Origin of the sequence: Rothia uropygioeca, assembly GCF_004136585.1 — a bacterium.
Classification (GTDB): domain Bacteria; phylum Actinomycetota; class Actinomycetes; order Actinomycetales; family Micrococcaceae; genus Rothia.
Map to the genome: position 1 here is coordinate 878,292 of NZ_NOIR01000001.1, position 20,023 is coordinate 898,314.

General features: G+C 59.6%; 19 protein-coding genes. 10 read left to right on the forward strand and 9 right to left on the reverse strand.

Features of this window, described 5'->3' with window-relative positions; translation table 11 throughout:
- Positions 1–45 precede the first annotated feature (45 nt).
- Entirely contained in the window at positions 46–1,053 is a 1,008-nt protein-coding gene (locus EWR20_RS03885) for a polyprenyl synthetase family protein (RefSeq protein ID WP_129359434.1), read from the forward strand.
- 281 nt (positions 1,054–1,334) lie between these two features.
- On the opposite strand, the gene EWR20_RS03890 is transcribed toward EWR20_RS03885, so the two are convergent.
- Positions 1,335–2,126, reverse strand: a complete 792-nt coding sequence (locus EWR20_RS03890) for a GntR family transcriptional regulator (protein ID WP_129359166.1) — start codon at positions 2,124–2,126, stop codon at positions 1,335–1,337.
- A gap of 348 nt (positions 2,127–2,474) precedes the next feature.
- On the opposite strand from EWR20_RS03890, the gene EWR20_RS03895 reads away from it, so the two are divergent.
- The 7 genes from EWR20_RS03895 to EWR20_RS03925 all read left to right on the forward strand — a co-directional run bounded on the left by EWR20_RS03895 (position 2,475) and on the right by EWR20_RS03925 (position 9,220).
- Entirely contained in the window at positions 2,475–3,656 is a 1,182-nt protein-coding gene (locus EWR20_RS03895; protein WP_165000945.1) for an FAD-dependent oxidoreductase, read from the forward strand.
- Between the two features lie 11 nt (positions 3,657–3,667).
- On the forward strand, positions 3,668–4,129 hold the full coding sequence (locus tag EWR20_RS03900) for a flavodoxin domain-containing protein (RefSeq protein WP_129359435.1): 462 nt from the start codon (positions 3,668–3,670) through the stop codon (positions 4,127–4,129).
- A 1-nt stretch (position 4,130) separates the two neighbouring features.
- Positions 4,131–5,378, forward strand: a complete 1,248-nt coding sequence (locus tag EWR20_RS03905) for a cytochrome P450 (RefSeq protein WP_129359170.1) — start codon at positions 4,131–4,133, stop codon at positions 5,376–5,378.
- Positions 5,375–5,863, forward strand: coding sequence for an HtaA domain-containing protein (locus EWR20_RS13110; protein WP_129359172.1), 489 nt, complete (start codon positions 5,375–5,377; stop codon positions 5,861–5,863). Before EWR20_RS03905 ends, EWR20_RS13110 begins: the two co-directional genes overlap by 4 nt.
- Entirely contained in the window at positions 5,850–6,824 is a 975-nt protein-coding gene (locus EWR20_RS03915) for an aldo/keto reductase (protein ID WP_129359174.1), read from the forward strand. Before EWR20_RS13110 ends, EWR20_RS03915 begins: the two co-directional genes overlap by 14 nt.
- The gene (locus EWR20_RS03920; RefSeq protein WP_129359176.1) at positions 6,821–7,615 is read left to right on the forward strand and encodes a creatininase family protein; all 795 of its coding nucleotides are present in this window, start codon (positions 6,821–6,823) and stop codon (positions 7,613–7,615) included. The genes EWR20_RS03915 and EWR20_RS03920 overlap by 4 nt, the downstream gene beginning before the upstream one ends.
- A 171-nt stretch (positions 7,616–7,786) precedes the next feature.
- Positions 7,787–9,220 carry a sugar porter family MFS transporter gene (locus EWR20_RS03925; protein ID WP_129359178.1) on the forward strand — a complete coding sequence of 478 codons (1,434 nt, stop codon included), beginning with the start codon at positions 7,787–7,789 and terminating at the stop codon, positions 9,218–9,220.
- Between the two features lie 259 nt (positions 9,221–9,479).
- Here EWR20_RS03925 and EWR20_RS03930 read toward each other — a convergent pair whose 3' ends face one another.
- The 5 genes from EWR20_RS03930 to EWR20_RS03950 all read right to left on the reverse strand — a co-directional run bounded on the left by EWR20_RS03930 (position 9,480) and on the right by EWR20_RS03950 (position 13,820).
- A complete protein-coding gene (locus tag EWR20_RS03930; RefSeq protein WP_129359180.1) occupies positions 9,480–10,001 on the reverse strand; it encodes a nuclear transport factor 2 family protein in 522 nt (173 codons plus the stop codon).
- A gap of 98 nt (positions 10,002–10,099) precedes the next feature.
- A complete protein-coding gene (locus EWR20_RS03935) occupies positions 10,100–10,603 on the reverse strand; it encodes a VOC family protein (RefSeq protein WP_129359182.1) in 504 nt (167 codons plus the stop codon).
- 21 nt (positions 10,604–10,624) lie between these two features.
- Positions 10,625–11,119 (reverse strand): VOC family protein, encoded by a 495-nt coding sequence (locus tag EWR20_RS03940; RefSeq protein ID WP_129359184.1) that lies wholly within the window; start codon positions 11,117–11,119, stop codon positions 10,625–10,627.
- A gap of 145 nt (positions 11,120–11,264) precedes the next feature.
- Entirely contained in the window at positions 11,265–11,966 is a 702-nt protein-coding gene (locus EWR20_RS03945; protein ID WP_129359186.1) for a hypothetical protein, read from the reverse strand.
- A gap of 117 nt (positions 11,967–12,083) precedes the next feature.
- Positions 12,084–13,820, reverse strand: coding sequence for a CocE/NonD family hydrolase (locus EWR20_RS03950; protein ID WP_129359188.1), 1,737 nt, complete (start codon positions 13,818–13,820; stop codon positions 12,084–12,086).
- 117 nt (positions 13,821–13,937) lie between these two features.
- On the opposite strand from EWR20_RS03950, the gene EWR20_RS03955 reads away from it, so the two are divergent.
- A complete protein-coding gene (locus EWR20_RS03955; RefSeq protein WP_129359190.1) occupies positions 13,938–14,579 on the forward strand; it encodes a TetR/AcrR family transcriptional regulator in 642 nt (213 codons plus the stop codon).
- 183 nt (positions 14,580–14,762) lie between these two features.
- On the opposite strand, the gene EWR20_RS03960 is transcribed toward EWR20_RS03955, so the two are convergent.
- Positions 14,763–16,127 (reverse strand): DUF6882 domain-containing protein, encoded by a 1,365-nt coding sequence (locus EWR20_RS03960; protein WP_129359193.1) that lies wholly within the window; start codon positions 16,125–16,127, stop codon positions 14,763–14,765.
- Positions 16,128–16,253: 126 nt separating this feature from the next.
- Here EWR20_RS03960 and EWR20_RS03965 point away from each other — a divergent pair, with 126 nt between their 5' ends.
- Positions 16,254–17,696 (forward strand): SseB family protein, encoded by a 1,443-nt coding sequence (locus EWR20_RS03965; protein ID WP_129359195.1) that lies wholly within the window; start codon positions 16,254–16,256, stop codon positions 17,694–17,696.
- Between the two features lie 113 nt (positions 17,697–17,809).
- Here the strand turns inward: EWR20_RS03965 and EWR20_RS03970 are convergent, their stop codons facing one another.
- Together EWR20_RS03970 and EWR20_RS03975 are read right to left on the reverse strand one after the other, a co-directional pair.
- Positions 17,810–19,309, reverse strand: a complete 1,500-nt coding sequence (locus tag EWR20_RS03970; RefSeq protein WP_129359197.1) for a catalase — start codon at positions 19,307–19,309, stop codon at positions 17,810–17,812.
- Between the two features lie 50 nt (positions 19,310–19,359).
- On the reverse strand, positions 19,360–19,911 hold the full coding sequence (locus EWR20_RS03975) for a Fur family transcriptional regulator (protein ID WP_129359199.1): 552 nt from the start codon (positions 19,909–19,911) through the stop codon (positions 19,360–19,362).
- Between the last annotated feature and the right edge of the window lie 112 nt (positions 19,912–20,023).

Consider the following 20,023-nt stretch of genomic DNA (forward strand, 5'->3'; position numbering starts at 1 on the left):
CAGCCCGAGAGCGCTTTCGCGCAAGCCTTCGCGGGGTATGAAGACATGCAATTGCCGTCTGGATTCGAGCTGATCGCTCGTGACGAGATTCTTGGTCCTAAGATCCTTCGTAGCCTCGGTGAAGTCGAAGAACGTCTCGATCGGGCCGTCCACTACACGGATGCCTTGGCCGACGTCGCTTCCCGTCATCTCCTCGAAGCCGGAGGAAAGCGGGTACGGCCGCTCCTGACCCTTTTGGCCGCGGAGATTTCGGGGGGAATCAATGACGACGCCATCGAGGCCGCGGTCGTCACCGAGCTGACACACCTGGCTACTCTGTACCACGACGACGTCATGGACGACGCCACCAAACGTCGCGGGGCGGATGCCGCGCACATGATTTGGGGAAACTCCGTCGCGATTCTTACCGGCGACCTGATTTTCTCGCGGGCTTCACTGATCGTCTCCGACCTCGGGGCTAGGGCTCTGGCGGTTCAGGCCAAGACTTTTGAACGGCTGGTGCTCGGGCAACTGTACGAGACGGCCGGGGCGAATCCGGACGAAGACCAACTGGCTCATTACATCAAGGTCATTGAAGGCAAGACCGGTTCGTTGATTGCAGCCGCTTGCGAGTACGGATCACATTTGGCGGGTGCTAGCGAGGAAACCGTGCAAACCCTGATTCGTTACGGAGAGTTGGTCGGGGTCGCATTCCAGCTTGCCGATGACGTCATCGACGTCACCGCTTCCCACCAATCCTCCGGGAAGACACCTGGAACCGATCTTCGCGAAGGGGTTCCGACGCTTCCCTCGATTCTGGTGCGCAAATCTGCTTCGGATGGGGATGAGGAAGCGCAGCGCGTGGTGGATCTCATGGATGCCGACCTCAGCACGGACGAGGCGCTGGCCCGGGCCGTCGAGGCACTGGGAGCCCATCCGGCCACGAGCATGGCCTGGGACATCGCTTACAGGTGGGCCGACGACGCCATCGGTGCTTTGAATTCTCTGCCTGATACAACCGTCAAGCAAGCTCTCAAGTCCTTCGCAGAAGCCGTAGTGCACCGGGAATCCTGACGGTTCCTTGCGGTTCCCCGCCCACGGCCCTACGAGCCGCATTACTAATTGTTGTGAATTGCGCTGTTTTCGGTGCCCGATGAGAAGGGCCCCTGGAATCATGTTCAGGGCCTCGGCCATGGTGTCGAAGGGACTTATTTTCAACGACCGCGTCGGCGCTGGGACCGGAGAGTTCCTCAACAGAAAGCCTGGCACGGAACCGACCTTAAGCGGCTCGCCGGAAAGCCGCTGAGCAGCTGGACGCTCACATACGGCAAAGGCAGGATGCGTTTTGGCGCCAGTCACGGACGTGGCCGTTTGCGAGTGGGTGCTGTTTCACCGGCCTGGGGAAATCTGAGTAGTTCTGACATGTCGATCTGACCTACTGTCAGTGATCGACCGTATTTCAATCGAACTCTGTTGGCGACCCAGCTGGTCCTGGCCAGTTCGATGAGTTCCCCGGTCTCTCTCAACCTGCTGCATGTGACGAGGGCAAGCAGGGCAGTGTCCCGGGGAATCCCTAATAGATGCGCTTGGCTGCGCGTGGCGTAGGAAATTTGTATAGTGCCCACCGCTATCGCGAGAGCGGATGCCGGCTGTTCCACCACGATCTCTTGTTCGCGGGACGGAACCCAAGAGTTTGTGATGGCGATCGGCGTGCCGTCCACCTCTTGCAGATGGAGACCGAAGGTGAATTGTTCGACACTGTCGTTCTCGACGAGATACGCGAGACTGTCGTGGACCTGGCATTCCCGCGAACGCTCCAGCAAACGAGACCTGGCCACATGCCCGCCCGCGAGAAGTTGCTCCCTCCAAGGGCGCAGCAGATTGACATCGTAGCGGGCCTGATCGAGCCTCGACGCCACGTATATTCCTGACCCGCGCTTGGACTCCAGAACCCCCAGCCGGGCTAGGGACTGAACGGCACGATGGACCGTCATTCGGCTTACCCCGTAGTAGGCAGCCAGGTCAGTTTCTGAAGGCAGGCGGTCACCCGGTTGAAATTCTTCCGCTTCGATACGCCTCTGTAGATCTCTTTGCACTTGTCCCCATGTGCTTAGAGGCGACTCCGGGTCGATGCTGAATGAATCCATGTTCTGACAATATCCCTTTCCGCTCCTGCCAGCCCCCCGATCCTCGTCCTGGCGGTCGCCTCTCCGCTGGGGCACCTTCGCTCCTGGTTGACGCACAACGGCTGGAGCGAGCGGCCCTCCAGCCGGATCATGCGGTCTGAGGCATAAGGCGATCGTCGCCCCTCTTCATCGGGGTTCTGAGCTGTATGGAATGTTGTACAACTACCGACCTCACCGGTCTAACTTTCTAGGTGAACCGGTCCGAATTATGTGCTAGGGCACAATATGCGTATGTCGTGAGATACATTTTTGTCCACTGAACGGTTTTCAAACCGTCGCATTCCGGCTCTTGAGGAGGTTGCGAGAATAGTGGTGGAATCACCCAATCAAGAGATAAAGGCGGCTATTCAACAGCCGCGGATCGTTATTGTGGGAAGCGGTCCGTCGGGTTGCTATACCGCCCAATTCTTGCGCAAGAAATGGCGTGAAGCCGAGATAGATATGCTCGATAGGCTGAATTCTCCATATGGGTTGATTCGTTACGGGGTCGCCCCCGACCATCTGGGTACCAAGGCGATCTCTCATCAGTTCGAACGGCTTTTCACCAAAGAACGAGTGGGGTTTCAGGGGAGCGTGGAGGTCGGACGTGACATCTCCCTCGAAGAGTTGACCGTTGAATACGATGTCGTCGTCCTGGCCACTGGGCTCTGGGCCGACCGCAAGATCGATGGTTTTCACCGCGCGGATGGAGCGCCGAGTCACGAAGGCGTCTACGGGGCAGGGACTATCACGCGCATGATCAACGGGCATCCTGAGCGCCGGACGGACGATGTACGCCTGGGCCGGCATGTTGTGGTGGTCGGGAACGGCAATGTGGCCGTCGATCTGGTGCGACTCCTCATTACTCCGCCCGTGAGGCTCGCCCAGCTCGGAGTCCCCGCTGACGTCATCACCGCACTCGATGTGGAAAAGATCACATCCATCGACGTCGTAGGTAGATCTGCGGTATCTCGGGCGAAATTCGATACCACCATGATCCGTGAGCTAGGGAAAATGCCCGATGTCGGCTTCGGGTGCGATCTTTCGAATTTCTCGTCGGCCGATGAGGAAACCGCTGGCGAGAAGACCGAAGCCATTGCGGACTTGATCAAGGGATCCCCCTCTAGCGCGTCCCGGCACGTCAATCTACATTTCGGCTGGACTCCGGATCACCTGGAGGGAGAAAACAGGGTGAGCGAGGCAGTTTTTCGGAGAACCGCGGGGACCCCGGAGAGATTGAGCCTGGAAGCCGATTCTGTGTGCACCGCGGTGGGGTTCACCGAAATCGCCGACGACGTTCTGAGCCGTAGGACACTCGAAACTGCTGCTTCCGATATCTCCCGGGGGAAACTCGCCGACGGAATCTATTGCGTCGGATGGTATCGCCGTGGACCTATTGGGACTATCCCCGACAACCGTGCAGATGCCCGCATGGTCGTGGACTCGATCGTCGAGGACCAAGAGCGCTCCAACGCACAAAGCATCAACAACACCACAGCGATCAACGGATGAAGGAGATTGTCATGAATGTACTAGTTCTCTATGGAACTGAGTCAGGGAATGCTGAGACGGTGGCCGACGACATCGTGGACGAGTTTTCCGATCAGGTGGATATCCGGGCCATCGACATGACCGACGCTGGTCTTGAAGATCTCGCCCTTGAGACTCTTTGCATGGTGGTCTGCTCCACCCATGGTGAAGGCGGCCTTCCCTCCAGCGCGGTTCCCTTTGCCGAATTGCTCGACGCCGAACGTCCTGAACTTGCGGGAATGAATTATGCGATGTTCGGCCTGGGCGACAGCACATACGAGGATACCTATAGCCAAGGCAGTGAGCATATCGACAAACGCCTCACCGCCTTGGGCGCAACGCGGATCGGCACTTATGGCCGCCACGATGCAGGCGATGGGTCCTTGCCGAATGAGGAGGCTCTGACGTGGGCGCAGGAAGTTCTGGAGGAGATCAATCTGAAGGCGGTGGCCTGATATGAGTATTACAACGACAGCCCACGCCGATCAAAAAGTCGATATTCCTCCGGACCTGACAGTCCACTACGACCCTCTTTCCTATGCGGACTACGACTATCCGTACGACCTCTTCAAGAGACTCCGAGACGACGCACCCGTCTACTACAACCAAGAACGAGACCTGTACGTGGTCTCCCGGTATGCCGATGTGCGAGCCGGGCTCGGTGACCACGAGAGGCTTTCCAACCGTTTCGGCAACGACATTGACGGGACCCACGATTCATACGGCGAAGGTATGCTCGTCACCCTCGATCCACCGCGCCACACAGCGCTCCGGGCGGCGATTCGCCGGACTTTCTCTGCCAGGGCCATTCTCGAGAAAGAAGACGACGTCCGTGCCTATGTCCGCGAGCTATTGCGAAAAATATGGGATGGAGGAGGCGGAGACTTCGCCACGGATGTCGCGATACCAATGGGCATCGGCATGGGCATCACGCTGTTAGGAGCTCCCCAGGAAGACAACGAAGTATTCACCCACCACCTCGAGCGGGCCATGGTCCGCATCGTGGGAGAGTACGGGGTCCCGGCCGATGCAGCGGCAGCGAACCGGGAAACCGAACAGATACTCTCCGACCGATTTGCCGCCCGGCGAGAACAGGCCGAGTCCGGTGCGAGCAGCAAGGGCTCGGACGCCTTCACGCAGATCCTGCATGCAGTGCACGCCGGAAAGGTACTCCCTGAGGAACAGGAGGGTCTGGCTCACCTGGTCCTCTCGGCTGCCAGCGACGCACCGGCCTCGTTGATGACCAACTGCATTGCCATCCTGGACCGCTTCCCGGCACTGCAACCGTTCCTCAAGGAAAACCCATCGATGATTCCTCAGTTCGTCGAGGAGTCGCTGCGTTACGAGACCCCAGGCCAGAATCTGTCGCGCCAGACGAATGAAGATCTCGAATTCGCGGGAACGACTATCCCCAAAGATTCCCGGGTGATGTTCCTGCAAGGGTCGGCCAACAGGGATGAGAGAGTCTACCCGAACCCTGATGCTTTCGACCTGACCAGGATTTTCACACCGGCCAACCGGATCATGTCCTTCGGCGACGGAATTCACGCGTGCATGGGGGCGCCATTCGCCCGTTTGGCTGCCCGCATTCTCATCGAGGAGCTGGTCAATGGTCCTGGAATTCGGGTGACCGGAACCCCCGAGCGTTGGAAAAAGCAGCTTGTCCGGGGATTCGGCAAGCTTCCGGTTGTCTTCACATCATGAATACGTCACGGAACGTCGTCATCGAGTGGGGTATACGGAGCAGCTTCGTGTCCTATGTCGAAGCCTTACCGGATGGGCGAGTGCAGGTCGGTGATGGCGCTCAGCGTTCCGAGGACCACGCCTTCCTGTTCCCCGGGATACTGCAGCCTACCGGCGATATCCACTGCACCGGCTTCGTTCGGTTCGGGGGACACCGCGGAATGCTGAGCGTCATGTTCGAAGACTTCAGGATCCATCGCAATCAGGAAGTCTGCGCACACGTGAATGGCGCAGAATGCTGCATCGCCACGTTATCAAACGGCCGAGAAGGCCCCGGCGAGCGCTTGGTCTTCGAGAAAGTCACTCTCACGGACGACGGCGCGTTCGTCCTGGGGGACATTTATCGCCCGGGGGATCCTTTGCGCCCTCTAACAATTGTCCCTCGGGGGCATCCGGCGGAATTCGGCACAGAACGACTATCGAAAGGGATATATGCAGTACCGTAACTTTGGCCGCACCGGTTGGAAGGTCAGCGAGATCTCCTTCGGAGGGTGGCAGCTAGGCGGTCAATGGGGAAACGTCGACGACGAAGAATCCGTCGATGCCCTCCTCGAAGCCTATGAACGAGGAATCAACTTCGTAGATACGGCAGAGCTCTACGGATCCGGCCATAGTGAGAAGATCATCGGCGAGTCCCTGCGTCAGTGGGGGACAGAGAAGATCTATGTGGCCACCAAGGTTCAGCCGATCCAGTGGCCCGCGCCCGATCATGACGACCCTCAAATGCGCGGACGCTATCCCGCTTGGTACCTGCGTGAAAGCGTCGAGGATTCGCTGAATCGACTCGGCGTCGAGAGACTCGATCTGCTCCAACTCCACTGCTGGTTACGATCCGGTATCGGCGAACTTGATTGGATGGAAACCCTTAACGAGCTGCGTGCTGAAGGGAAAATCGACAAGATCGGCGTCTCCATTCGCGATTACCGGCCTGACGAAGGGCTACAGCTGGCCGAACTCGGTCTGGTCGATTCGATCCAGGTCATTTTCAATATGTTCGAGCAACGTCCTGCTCAGGAATTATTTCCCGCAGCAGCTACCACGGATACAGCAATCATCGACCGCGTGGCTTTCGATTCGGGCTCACTTTCCGGGCTCTGGACTCCCCAGACCTATGACTCCTGGGAAGAAGGCTCGCAGCAGAAAGAGATGTTCCGGGGAGAGCGATTCGCTGAGACACTTCAACGCGTTGAGGCACTAAAAGAAGTGGTCAGGCCCTACTACTCGAGCCTGGCGGAAGCTGCTATCAAATACGTCCTTTCCTCACCGGAGGTCTCCACCGTCATCGCCGGGATGAGCAGCTCCCGGAACATTCGGCGAAACATCAGTTATTCCGACGGTAAGCCTTTCCCCGAAGAACTGCGTCTGAAGTTGGCCAAGCACGGATGGATCAGGAACTACTACACATGAGCCGGCCTCGATACGCACGCGCAGAATTCCTCAGCTATCAAGAGGTCCAGACGCTGATCGATGCGGCGCCGACCGCTTACATCCCCCTGGGGACATTGGAGTTCCACGGTCCGCACCTGCCCATCGGGCTGGACGCCCTCACCGCACACGGCGTATGTCTCGAAGCTGCCCGGACCACCGGAGGGATCGTCCTCCCACCGATATTTCAGGGCTTCGGAGGTGGGCATCGCGATTATCCCTGGACAATCATGATGTCTGACGGGGACGGAATCTCGAGGCACCTGCTACAGACGCTCGTGCGCCTGGAGGAATTGGGCGTCGAGACCGCCGTCGTCTTCAGCGGACATTTCGCCCCCGAGCAACTGGACATGGTCGACGATGTGACGAGCGTATGGCGCGACCGTGCTTCGGGTTCCCTCCGGCTGGTGGGTACGGCAGTCAACAGATGTGACACGGCCCCCTTGCCGCCAGACCACGCGGGACGGTTCGAGACGACACTTCTGGCTGGAATTGCGCCGGAGCTTGTACATCTGGAGCGACTTCCGGCCGGTGGGGTCCCAAGCACAGAAGGCCCGGGAGTCGATCCCTACGGCGAATACCGTCACGAGCAGAGCCAACCACTCTGGGGTGTCTTCGGACCGGACCCGCGCGAGGCGAAGATTGAGGAGGGAACATCTTTGCTGAAGCACCTCGGGGGCTGGTTGGCCGCTCAGACCTCAGATGCCGAAGGTCAGGCCCCGCACAATTCTGATTCACAATGCACTACGACCGAGCATCACCCAAGGTTTTAGCGTCCTGCCGTTATTGATAGCAATGTCCGGCCACGCGGAAAAATAGAGCTGTATCCAACTGAAATCACTCAGAATGGGTTATTTAAACAAAAAATTCCATCATTCAAATATCAGAATCCGATTACTAACTAAATCACTCCGATGTGGGGTGATATGACCTGAGGAGTGTATATGTCAGCCTCATCTGCGAATAACACCACGCCCTTGCCTCCGATTACTGCCGGTCCGCACAAAAAGCGACTCGGCCTCGTCGCCCTCGTCGCCACCTTCGGGGGCCTGCTCTTCGGATATGACACCGGCGTCTCCAACGGAGCAGAGCGCCCGATGCAGACGGAATTGGGCCTGACCGACCTGGAGGTCGGCGTGGTTCTCAGCTCCCTCGTCTTCGCGGCTGCCTTCGGGGCGATGATCGGAGGTAGGCTCTCAGATCGGATTGGACGGCGTCCGACCATCATCGCCCTCGCCGTACTCTTCTTCCTCGGCACACTGACGGTTGTCTTCTCTCCGGGTTATGCAGTCCTCGTTATCGGGCGCATTATGCTCGGGCTGGCGGTCGGAGGCGCATCGACGGTAGTCCCCGTCTTCCTGGCGGAGATGGCGCCTTTCGAGATCCGAGGGTCACTGGCAGGACGCAATGAACTCATGATCGTCATTGGCCAGCTCGCCGCCTTCGTCGTCAACGCCATCCTCGCTGCCACCTTGGGGCACATCGACGGCATCTGGCGCGTTATGTTCTCCATTTGTGCCCTGCCCGCCATCGTCCTGTTCTTCGGTATGCTCCGTATGCCCGAATCTCCCCGCTGGCTTATTGAGAAGGATCGCAACGACGAAGCTCTCGCGGTACTGAAGACGGCTCGCCCCAAGGAACGTGCTGAGGCGGAGATTGTCACGGTCAAAGAGGTCACCACGGAGGAGGAGCACACCCAGCAGCTCGGCCTCAAGGCCGTGCTATCCAACAAGAACCTCGTCCTCATCCTGATCATCGGTTGTGTGTTGGGCGTTATCCAACAGTTCTCGGGCGTGAACGCGATCATGTATTACGGTCAGCGACTCCTTGCGGAATCGGGCTTTAGCGAGTCGATGCTCGGCTGGGTCAATATCGCTCCCGGAGTGATCGCGGTCATTGGCGGAGCCATCGCGCTCTCCTTGATGGACCGAATCAACCGCCGCACCAATTTCCTCTACGGAACTGGCCTGACCGCCCTGTCCCACGTGCTCATCGCAATCGCCATGACGCTCCTGCCCGTCGGTAACGTGGCGCGCCCTTGGGTCTTTCTTGCCCTCATCGTGGTGTTGATCGGTTCGATTCAGCTGTTCTTGAACATCGCAGTGTGGGTCTATCTCTCTGAAGTCTTCCCCCTGCACATGCGAGGAATCGGTATGGGCATCTCGGTATTCGTCCTATGGGTGGCCAACGGCACTCTTGCTCTGCTTGTACCGTCGATTGTCGGAACCCTGGGCATGGGCCTGTTCATTCTCTTCGCGATCGCGAACGTGCTCTCTTTCCTTTTCGTCCTGAAATTTGTGCCCGAGACCCGTGGGCGTTCCCTCGAGGAACTTGAAGAAGACGTCACGACCGGTGCCATCTATACCGTTCCGCGGTAAGCATTGCAGGGCGCACGGGAATCGAACCTCATGCCGGCAGCGGCCATCACATCCTAGACACGGAACCGGAACAGGTTCGGGCGTACTACAGATCGCACCCGGTCCTGTGGCGTCGCCAGAGGTCACGCGGGAGGCTGTTTCCGTACCAGATGCGTGCTCCCGAGAGCTTGCATCTGTCTAGAACCGGTCCTTCTCGTATCTCCGGTCACGCGCGCTTCACCGTGGTCGGAAGAACCGGTCCGTGGCGAAACATGCTTGTCTATCTCTCGTCGAGAGCTTCCAGGAAGCTGACCTGCTTCGCCTCCGCGAACTGGTGAAGGGAATTGGTGTCCATATCCGGTTGGTGTTCCTTGTGCGGCTCCGGGACGGCAGGATTTCCCGTCCAGTCCAACAGTCGACAAACGCGCTTCTGAATACGCCACCCCCTTGAAGTACGGACCAACACGTCGTCGTACCAACCATTGCCCACCCAGCTTGGGCCTCCCTCGGCGTCAGCTCGAATGAGGAGCCAGTTCCCGTAGCTGAACGCGTAGGCCATGTCACCTTTCACATGGACCAGCTGGCCCATCATCGTGTGCTGATGGCTGTCGAGCCGGTCATGGAACTCAGCGAAGGACTTCTTGAAATTCTCCAGTCCGGTCCATTCGGCCCCAGCAGGCCCGAAATCTGCGCTGACGTCTTCGGTAAACACCCGGTCGAACAGGTGCCATTGGTGTGCGTCGAGTGCGAGGGCGTAGAGGTTCAGCACCTCAATGATTGCTGCCTTGTCGTTTTCAACCATTTTAATTGCACCTTTCAGGGCGGTCAGTAGGTCTGACGTCAGAGCCCTTCAACATTCGTAGTCTGTAGCTTTTGTCAGAGAGCCGAGGTTCGTCGTATTCACGCTTGTCGATTTGTTGGAATCAAGGGATCCAGACGGTGTTCAATGGCTTCCAGCACGATGCCGTGGGGGTCTTTGAAGGTCACGATCCGGAAGAATCCGTCAGTGGGAGCCTGGACGGTGGCCGGCTCGCTTAGGATCTCGATGTCGCCGTGTGCACGAAGGCGTTCGTAAATTGCATCGGCATCGTCGACGTCGAAGGCTATTCGCGTGATGCCGACCTGATTCATACGTCGGTACGGACCTTCGTCGACGTCGGTGGTCGGGTTGACGAACTCGATCAGGTCGATGACGGTAGCGTTCTCGGCTTGTTTGCCGCACAGGTGGTTGGCGTGTATTTCGATTTCCTCTCCGGGGAATCCAAGCATCGCGCCGTCGGACTTTTCGTTCCTCAGGCTGCCCACGGATTGGAGACCGAGCACTCCTTGATAAAACTCGAGCGCCTTCTCGATGTCAGGCACCGCGATGCAGACGTGGAAGAGTCGGTTGATTTCTTGTGCCACTAGTCTTCTCCTTCTTTTCAACTAATCGGTAGGGAGGGGCTCCGTCATCGTGATGAACACTCCGAAGGGATCTCTGAAACTGAACCACTGTGAGGTGAACGTGGCCTCTGGCTCTTGAATGGAGATTTCTCGGGGTGGGCAAACGATTTCAGCACCTTCACAAGACCGGATCGTCGTGAACGCATCTTGCACACTGTCTACGACCAAAGACATCCGGCTCAGTCCAGTGTGATTCATCGGAGGGTAGGGGCCATCGTCAACGACCGATTTGGGTTCGGTGTATTCGACCAGGTTGATCGCAGTGGCTATCTTCGGGTCAGCGCCGACCGTGAGGATGTGATGGGCAGCGATGCCTATTCCATCCTGATCAAATCCCAGCAGTCGGCCATCCGCGGTCTCATTTTCCGTCTCGAACACGGACTGGAAACCCAAGACGTCCCGATAGAACGCCAGCGCCGTGTTGAGCTTGGGCACGGTGATGCACACGTGCTCGAGTTGTCTTACCAGAGCGCTCATGAAGCTCTCCTTTCTAGCCTTGTGCCGGTGCGGCCGATTGCCCCAGGCGTGATCTTTGGAATTCGCACCTCGGCGAAAGCCTTGTTCCGGCCTTGTCGCTATCAATAGCGCCAGCGATAGATATGAACATCTGCCGGCCAACCTTCTAGGCGGCCAGATCGGCAGCTGCCTGCAAGATCCAGAATCGGAACTCGACAGCGAAGTGCTCGAGATGTTGTTCGATCACGTCGGGCGCGCACGTCGAGGGCAGCGTGACGGACAGTCTCGCGGTGAACCCGTCTGACTCTTCCTCGAACGCGTTCGCGATCGAACCGATCACGGTCCCGTCGGCGAGGAGGATGTGTGACCGGCGCTCGGCCGGACGTTCCTCGGCGAGGCCAGGCAACTCTTGGCCACGAACGACGCTGTCATTCCATGGGCGCATGAAGAACGAACAGACGTACTCGTCAAGGGTTTCTACGATGTTGACACTCTGGCCGGGTTCGGCGTGGATTGAGTAGTGCTCGGGGTGGCCAGCGATCATGACATCCTCGCGAGCAAAGGCGCCCGCGAGCCAGATGCCGAACTCCGCGGCCGTGATGCCGTGTGCGCGCAACGTCGTCGTTCCGGTGGTTTCTTCTCCCTCGGACCGCTGAAGGTGGCTTCGCAGGAATGCCTCACCTGCCTCGATCTCTTCGCTCAGGAGCTCCAACAGACGCTCGCGACCGAGCCGTCGTTTCATGAGCCCTAGCGCCCGCCGTGCGGAGAACCGCTCGAATTCGTCAATGCTCCGGTCGCTGTCCTGACCGGAGAGGTGAACCCTCGGTTCGGTGAGGCGCGGGGCGGTTGTGGGCAGGTCAAAATTCATCAGGGTCGTGCTCCCAGTGCATACGGGTGGGTTTCGGCGGCTGCTTTTCTACAGTCGGTTGACGTCGCCGGCACGAGAAATGCTGAGTTTCTTCGTGCCGGCAACTTTGGATGTGTGTCAGCTGTTTCGGACAGGCAACTGGAGGTAAGACGGGCGATTGCCACCGGTGTGCAGGACATGCTGTCCTTCATTGGCGCCGACATACTCACGGATCGCGGGCATCAGCGTACCGAGCAAGTTCCGGGAACTCACGACAAAGCGCAATTGTTCGCCCGGATAGAACGCCAGACCGATCGGCAACAGGTCGATTTCGATCTCGACCACCTCGCCCGCAGAAAGTTTCTCGATGCGGTCGAAACTGTGCACGGGCACATCGTCGGTCGAAAGCGTTTCGTCGAGATGCCGTGCCGATACACGAAGTCGCCCGTCGGAACCCTTGTACCGGAGGATTGTTGCGCCATGGTCGGTAAGATCGTGGGCCCTCGCGCTCTGATTCGGAACCGTGAACGCCTGCAGGGGTGTACCGAATCGGTCCAGCTTCTGTACGAGGACGAACAGATCCATGTCCTCGGCGCCGCGAGCTTCGACGTAGAGATGAGCCTTCGGGTATCCGACCAGCGTCGTTTCCTTCTCGAATCGGGTGATGAAGGACACCGCGTTCGGATTCGCGTCTACCGCATATGAGGATTCGACCGCTTCTGCCGGAGCGGCAGTCGCCAAGGTCCGCGTACGACCGTCGAGATAGTATTTCCTCGATTCGACGCCTTCAGGCGGGAACGACTGCGCAGGAATCCTGACTTGGTCTCCGCCCTCGAGATCGAGCACGGAGTACCGCACGCGAGGCGTCTGCTCCCATCCATTGTTCTCATCTTTCAGGAAATGGTCGAAAAACCGACGCAGGTCCTCGACATTCGCTTCATCGTAGTAATCGGGCCATTCCTGACCATTATGGATTCGAAGCCACTTCTCCTCAGATGCAATCCGTCGCCACGCACGGAAGGTCCCGGCGGTATGCAGAGTATTAGAATAACTGGCCACGACGTACGCGGGTACGGTGATCTTCTCGAACTCCGGAATCTTGTTCTCCCAGAGATCGGTCATCAGAGGGTAGCGCTCGACCTCGGAGAGGAGATCCTCCTTCTGATTCTTCCCAAAGAAACTTCCTTCTTGAAGCTGCTGAGCGAAGCCGGTATCAGGCATTCCACCGCGCATCACCAGGTCGCGATAGACATCGCTGACACCTTCCCACGGGTTGATCGCGACGAGGTGCGGCGGCTGCTCGGCGGCGGTAAACCATTGTGAGACAGCCAGGTAGGAAGTACCGCTCATTCCGACCCTGCCGGAGCACCACTCCTGTTCCGCGAGCCATTCGATCACGTCATAGCAGTCGCGCCCTTCCTGCCGGTCCCAAATGACGCTGTCCCCTTCCGAGTCCACCACGCCGCGTATGTCAGGGTTGCAAATCGCATAGCCTTTGGCACACCAGTAGGCCGGATCTGGCGCTTCGAACTTCTCGAGCCCGGAGACCTTCGCATTATCCAGACCCACCAGCCCGAACACGCCCGTCACGCTGGGGGAGGTGCCCTGACCTTTGCCATACGGGCTCCACGCGACGATCACGGGTACCGGTTCGGTGCCGACCGGGCGGAATACATCGACATAGAGGGTTGTGCCATCGCGCAACTGTACGGCGACGTCCTTGTCCAAGACGATGTCGACCGGTAACGGCTTGAACTGTGGAGCGATCTGGAACCCCGCTTCGAAAGTCCGAGTACCCGGATCGAAAGGCGTCAGAGAACCTGTCCGCTGGTCGGGAAGGGGGTGGGAGGGTACGTACATCTTCTGATCGGTCATCGTGATCTCCTTCGTGCCGAAGCCTGTGTGATCTCGCTGTTGTATTGAGCGTACGACCGACCCCCTAAAAACTCAACACCTGTTGAGAAAAAGGTTGGGCCACGATAGATTTTGGTTATGGCAATCCAACACAAGAATGAGCAGTCGCCGCGCATCGGGCGACGTTCCGGCCCCAGCAATACGCGCCTGGCTGTACTGGCCGCTGCGAAGGCGCGCTTCGCGAATGACGGGTACGCCTCGACCACCATTCGAAACGTTGCCGCCGATGCTGGGGTCGACGCCTCGCTGGTGATGCAGTTCTTCGGTTCGAAAGATGGTCTTTTCGCCGCCGTCATGGACGTCCCCGCATCCGCACTCGACCGATTCGATACGGCATTCGACGGACCGGACGAGCAGCTTGGGGAACGGGTCGTCCGCGCATACCTCAGGGCCTGGGAAGGACCGGCCGAGGAATCCGAACCACTAATGGCCATGCTCCGAGGGGCAATCGTGAACGAACACGCGAAGGCTCAATTGCGGGAATTCATCCAGTCCCGACTCGAACGCGGAGCAAAGATGGGAGACAGCCAGGACCGGGCGATGCGAGCAGGCATGGCCTCGGCTATGCTGGTCGGCATTATCACCAGCCGTCGGATCATTGGCGTTCCGACGTTGGCCGCTGCTGATCACGAATCGATCGTCGCAATGGTTGGCCCTGCGATCCAGTCCATTCTCGTGGAAGGCTCAGACGATGCCTCCACGGACAATCAGCGGACATGAGCCGCAGTTTACGGTCACCCGCAGGCAGGCCCGCGAGGTACGCCGAATACCGTTAGCTAGCTGTGGCCGCTCATCAGGGGTGCCGCAGAGCACCAAAGTTGTGTCGCCCGCGACATTCAGCGACACCGGGCGCATGCGAAGACGGTGACGAACCGATACCGGCTCGTCACCGCCCGATGTGTTCTACAGACCGAAGAAGCGACTGAAGAAGCCCTTCTTCTTGGTCCCCTGATCTTCCTGGTCCTGGGACTCGTCGGTTTCGACGTCGCTGCGGGCCGATACGCGTTCCTCGCCTGCGGAGGGTAGCTCCGAGGAAGCGGTCGAACCGGTCTCTGCCGGTTCCGATCCTTCTGCCTCGTGAGGCGCGTTGGGGGTTACGCGGGCGGCTTCGTTCTGCGCCTGTTCGGCACGCAGACGTTCCAGCGCCGATGGCTGATCCTGCTCATCCTGTGCCTCAGAAGGCTCGGACTCGGCGGGCTTCTCGACAATCGGGTGTGTATCGGTGACCGCTTCATCTTGGCTGACTTGCGGGGAAACGGCAGGCTCGGGAGCCTCTTCCTCCGTGACCACGTGCGTCGAGACGAGGCCCGGCTCGGCATTCTCGCGGGGTTCCTGATCGAAGGGCAGGTCCTGGCCTTCGGGATGCGTGCGTTCGACGCCTTCCGTGTCCTCGAGAGACACTGCGGGCTGCTGTTCGGCCCCTGGGGCAACCGCGGCTTCCGTGGCCGCAACGCGTTGCGCCTCCGCCTCCTCACGAGCCTGACGCTGTTGCTCGGATTCGCGCTGTGCAATCTTGAGCGCGCGACGCGCTTCGTCTCGGAGAGCTTGGCGATGCTGGTCGGCTTCCTGTGCCGCGCGGTCCAGTTCACGTTGGCCGACGGCGGGTTCGGCCGGCTCGATTCCGGAGATCTTGTTCTCGTCGAACCACAAGCGCAAGGCCCCATCGGTGGCCGTGACGACGGCGCACGCTTCCGTATCCCACGAGATGTGAGCGCCGCGAAGGCGTGCGTAGGAGTCGACCGCGCGCTGGTGGTGGACGGCCGTATTGGTCTGAAGCGCTTCGGCCATGACCCGGCCCATACGGTTGACCGTGGGTTCCGGCAATTCGAGCTCTGGTCCATCGACCAGCAGCCAAGCGCGCACGCCACCGCCGGCAACGGCCGGGTAGTGGGCGAATACACCGGTGACGGCCTTGGCAGCCAAAGTCAGCCGGCGGGCAAGCCCTTCCGAAAGAACCAATTCGTCGGTGGTCAGTTCCTGAACCCCCAAATGCTCACCGGCCTCACGGGCCTGGACGGCCGAGGTTACGACGACGTCGGGGAAGTGCCCCAGCTCTTGCCAGGACCAGATCCACGAGCCGCGCTGCTCGGACTCGGTGCCGAGCAGATAGGGACTCAGGGATACCGAGGGGTCGGACTCAAGAGTGAATGACGGGGCAGAGAAATCCACCGACCAGTCGGAATTGCCGCTGAGCTCGGCGAGCCGTGCCTGATATTCGGTGGAGATGAAGATCGATTCGTCAATCAAGTCCTGCAGAGTTTTCGTCATGAAAACAGGCTAGCAAGTAAACGCCAGTGCCGCGGCCTCATGAGTCCGACTCGACTGTGTAGGCTCGAATCAGCAAAGGTCGCCACAGGACGGCGACGCGGCACTTGACCAGCTAAGGAACATTGCATGCCAAGTACAGCCCACGACCACGCGGCGGAGGAACTGCCTGAGGCGGAACGGCAACGACGCACCGGGGAAGCGGTCAACCGCTTGGGGCACTGGTTGCTGTCTTCGACCACGACCGAACCCGGTTGGGATCAACTCATCGCCGATCTGAAGCCTTCGCGTCGGGAGCCAGGCTCCTACCTCGCTCGCATTACTGAACTTCGCGGAGAGCGAGAAGTGACCGGGTCTACCGGTCTGGTCGACGAGGACTCGACAGTGGTCCCGATCTTGCGTGAACTCCGCGAAGCAACCTATACGCGGGCACAAGGTGCCTGGTTGTCGGCGAGCCTCATTATCCAGGCGGAGGGGTGGCCGGATCCCGAATACCAGGTAGGAACGGACCTCAACTTCGACGACGAGCCGGATACCTGGGGCCAGGAGTCGCCGCTGGCTGCCGAGGACCTCGTGAGTGATTGGGAAACTTTTCCCCGTGATCGAATTAACCTGCCGGAGTGGATGGTTGAGCGAACACGAGGTTATCTGCCCGAGGACCAGGCCGCCCCGGCCACCGAGACTCCTGGTCACGAACAGAGACCATCTGTGGCTTCGCAGTTCCACGAGGACGAATTCTCGGTGTCTGAACGGCCGAGTGAGGCCGTGAACCCTCAGGTGGAGCGTGCTTTGTCCCATTTCGCACGGAAACCGACGGAACAGACGATCGCTAACGTTCTGCGGTGCCTCATGGGAGGCGAGGTTCTTCTGGACATCTCCGGGTCAGATCTGGTCCCGGGGCCCAACGGCGAGCAAGTCGGACCTGGCTCCCAGGTCCGTGTCCAAGCGGTCCTCGGCAATGACGGCAGACGTTCACTGGCCGTGTATCTTCGTGAGGAAACCGCCCGCCGAGTCATCTCCGGATCGGGTCGGAACGCCAAAGACCTTGTTCTCAGGAGGGAACCGGGCGTGTCCGTTCTGCAGAATTTCGTCGCGGACGAGACCCTCTCGGACATCATCGTCGAACCCAATGCCCCGGACTCTTGCCGCATCGAAGGCCCCCAGGTCGAATGGGCCATGAATACACCACGTAACGATGCTGCAAAGAATGCTCTGTTGGGTAAGAAAATGCAGCAACTCATCGGCTCCTTCATGGGACCTGCATCCGTCTTGCTCCTGGGGATGAGGCAGAACGATCAGGGCTTGCGTCCCGTCTTCGCCCAGACCGAGGGAGACGAAGACCCCCATACGTTCCTGTTGTTTACTTCCGCCCCCGAAGTCGCTGCCCTCGATCCTCGTCTGCAGGTGCGCTCGGTCCCGGCCCTCGATGCCATGCGACTGGCGGTGGAATCCGGAGCGACTGAGGTCATGATCAATGCCTTCGGCCCCAGCGCACGCTTGCCGATGGCGCAGGTTAAGGAACTGCTAGAGATCGCGGCGCTTCAGGAGAAGTTGCGGACCAAAAGCTCCTAGGTTTCGCCGGGAGACGACGCCCGTGACCATGAAAAGCGGGGCTTCCCACCACATGGTGGGAAGCCCCGCTTCGTCTTCGGGCGGTTCAGCCCACGCTCAGAGGCAGCGCGTCATTATGCGCCGGGGACGTCGTCGCCCTCGTTCTGCTTGACTGCGGACTCGATGCGCTCGCCGACTTCCTGGTCGATGTTCTTCCAGTACTGGATGGCGTTGGAGAGAACCGGTTCCTCGCAATCACCGAGCATTCCGGCGACGGTCTCGATCAGGCGCTCGCGTGCGCCCTCGTCGTAGACCTCGCGGACCAAGGTGTGTGCCTGGCCGAAATCGTCATCCTCCGAGTGAAGAGTGTAGGCGGCCCGAACGAGCTCGCCATCGGATTCCCAACCATTCTCCACCGGGCCCTGCTCGTCCTGATATGCACGACCGTAAGAGTTCGGAGCGTAGACCGGAGCGTCACCACTGTGGTGGTACTCCATCTGGCCTTCCTTGTCGTACGAATTGGTGCTCACGAGAGGCGCGTTGACCGGCAACTGATTGAAGTTGGTTCCGATGCGGTTACGCTGTGCATCCGGGTAGGAAAACACGCGTCCCAACAGCATCTTGTCGGGGGATACGCCGGTTCCCGGAACCGTGTTCGAGGGGCTGAAGGCAGCCTGCTCGATCTCCGCGAAGTGGTTCCGCGGGTTGCGCGTCAGGGTGAAACGGCCGACGGGGATGCGCGGGTAGTCCTTCTGCGACCAGATCTTGGTCAGATCGAAGGGGTTGAACCGGTAGGTCTTGGCGTCCTCGTACGGCATGATCTGAATCTCGACTCGCCACGAAGGGTAGTCGCCGCGTGCGATCGCGTCGAAGAGATCACGACGGTGGTAGTCGCCATCGGAGCCTGCGAGCTCTTCGGCTTCTTCGTTGGTCATGTTCTCCACACCCTGCTCGGTGAGGAAGTGGTACTTGACCCAGAACTTCTCGCCGGATTCGTTGACCAGCATGTAGGTGTGGGACGAGTAGCCGTTCATGTTGCGCCAGCTGCGGGGCAGACCACGGTCACCCATGAGGTAGGCGACCTGGTGGGCCGACTCGGGGGAGAGGCTCCAGAAGTCCCACTGCATGTTTGCACTGCGCAGGCCGGAGTCCGGGGTGCGCTTCTGGGAGTGAATGAAGTCGGGGAATTTCATGGGGTCGCGGACGAAGAACACCGGGGTGTTGTTGCCGACCATGTCGAAGTTGCCATCTTCGGTGTAGAACTTCAGCGCAAAGCCGCGGACGTCTCGCCACGTATCCGGCGAGCCGAGCTCGCCGGCCACGGTGGAGAAGCGAGCCAGCATCGGCGTCTTGGCACCCTTCTGCAGGAACTTCGCTTTGGTGTAGCGGCTGATGTCCTCGGTGATCTCGAGTTCGCCGAAAGCACCCGAACCCTTGGCGTGGGGGCTGCGTTCCGGCACGCGCTCGCGGTCAAAGCGTGCGAGCTTCTCGACGAGGGCGACATCGTGCAGCATCAGAGGGCCGTTGGGGCCCAATGACAATGAATTGGCATCGGACTCGCGAGGTGCGCCCGACTCGGTGGTCGAGGGCTTCGTCGGATCCGTGGTGCTCTGGTTCGAAACGAACTCAGTCATCTGTGATCTCCTTCTTTTGAATGTGCGTGGTTGTGTGGTGATTGCCGGACTCAGTGAGTGGTGAGCCCGGACAGATGTGGACCCGCGGCCGCTGCCGCAGAGTGTGGACCGTTCGCAGCGGTTGCGGCCCGTTCGGACTGACAATCGGCGCAGATTCCGCGGTAGACGACGTCGGCCGCGATGATCGTCATACCGTGGGCATCGCTTGGAGCCAAGCAAGGCGCTTCGCCGACAGCGCAGTCCACGTCCTCGACGCGGCCACAGACCACGCACAGGGCGTGGTGATGGTTGTCGGATGCTCGCGTCTCGTAGAGTGCCGGTGTGCTCGGCGGCTGGAATTTCCGCAGTAATTCGATCTCCGTGAGGTCCGCCAAAACGACGTACACGGACTGGACGGTGATATTCGGCAGTTCGTCCCGCACGTATTCGACGATGTCCTCCGCGGGGGAATGCTGGTTCCGGTGAACTGCGGACAACACCGCTAGACGTTGCTTGGTAACCCGCCGACCGTGGGAACGGAGTTCGCCGGACCAGTCGGCGCGCAAGTGATCGAGGGAGCTGCCCTCGGGCGCGTTGCTGGTATTTGGCTGAACCGATGTCATGTTCCTCAGTCTAGCGTTATTTTGAGTCGCTCACAATAAGAATTCCCTGTGGAAATTCATCGTGTCCACGTGTGCCCAAGCCAAGTCCAGATTTGGCAAGCTCTGCGGTTGG

What these genes read in the sequence shown, in the direction of transcription:
- EWR20_RS03885 (WP_129359434.1), top strand. Translation starts at nt 46, where the DNA reads ATGCAATTGCCGTCTGGATTCGAGCTGATCGCTCGTGACGAGATTCTT.
- EWR20_RS03890 (WP_129359166.1), bottom strand. Translation starts at nt 2,126, where the DNA reads ATGGATTCATTCAGCATCGACCCGGAGTCGCCTCTAAGCACATGGGGA.
- EWR20_RS03900 (WP_129359435.1), top strand. Translation starts at nt 3,668, where the DNA reads ATGAATGTACTAGTTCTCTATGGAACTGAGTCAGGGAATGCTGAGACG.
- EWR20_RS03905 (WP_129359170.1), top strand. Translation starts at nt 4,131, where the DNA reads ATGAGTATTACAACGACAGCCCACGCCGATCAAAAAGTCGATATTCCT.
- EWR20_RS13110 (WP_129359172.1), top strand. Translation starts at nt 5,375, where the DNA reads ATGAATACGTCACGGAACGTCGTCATCGAGTGGGGTATACGGAGCAGC.
- EWR20_RS03915 (WP_129359174.1), top strand. Translation starts at nt 5,850, where the DNA reads ATGCAGTACCGTAACTTTGGCCGCACCGGTTGGAAGGTCAGCGAGATC.
- EWR20_RS03920 (WP_129359176.1), top strand. Translation starts at nt 6,821, where the DNA reads ATGAGCCGGCCTCGATACGCACGCGCAGAATTCCTCAGCTATCAAGAG.
- EWR20_RS03925 (WP_129359178.1), top strand. Translation starts at nt 7,787, where the DNA reads ATGTCAGCCTCATCTGCGAATAACACCACGCCCTTGCCTCCGATTACT.
- EWR20_RS03930 (WP_129359180.1), bottom strand. Translation starts at nt 10,001, where the DNA reads ATGGTTGAAAACGACAAGGCAGCAATCATTGAGGTGCTGAACCTCTAC.
- EWR20_RS03940 (WP_129359184.1), bottom strand. Translation starts at nt 11,119, where the DNA reads ATGAGCGCTCTGGTAAGACAACTCGAGCACGTGTGCATCACCGTGCCC.
- EWR20_RS03945 (WP_129359186.1), bottom strand. Translation starts at nt 11,966, where the DNA reads ATGAATTTTGACCTGCCCACAACCGCCCCGCGCCTCACCGAACCGAGG.
- EWR20_RS03950 (WP_129359188.1), bottom strand. Translation starts at nt 13,820, where the DNA reads ATGACCGATCAGAAGATGTACGTACCCTCCCACCCCCTTCCCGACCAG.
- EWR20_RS03955 (WP_129359190.1), top strand. Translation starts at nt 13,938, where the DNA reads ATGGCAATCCAACACAAGAATGAGCAGTCGCCGCGCATCGGGCGACGT.
- EWR20_RS03960 (WP_129359193.1), bottom strand. Translation starts at nt 16,127, where the DNA reads ATGACGAAAACTCTGCAGGACTTGATTGACGAATCGATCTTCATCTCC.
- EWR20_RS03965 (WP_129359195.1), top strand. Translation starts at nt 16,254, where the DNA reads ATGCCAAGTACAGCCCACGACCACGCGGCGGAGGAACTGCCTGAGGCG.
- EWR20_RS03970 (WP_129359197.1), bottom strand. Translation starts at nt 19,309, where the DNA reads ATGACTGAGTTCGTTTCGAACCAGAGCACCACGGATCCGACGAAGCCC.
- EWR20_RS03975 (WP_129359199.1), bottom strand. Translation starts at nt 19,911, where the DNA reads ATGACATCGGTTCAGCCAAATACCAGCAACGCGCCCGAGGGCAGCTCC.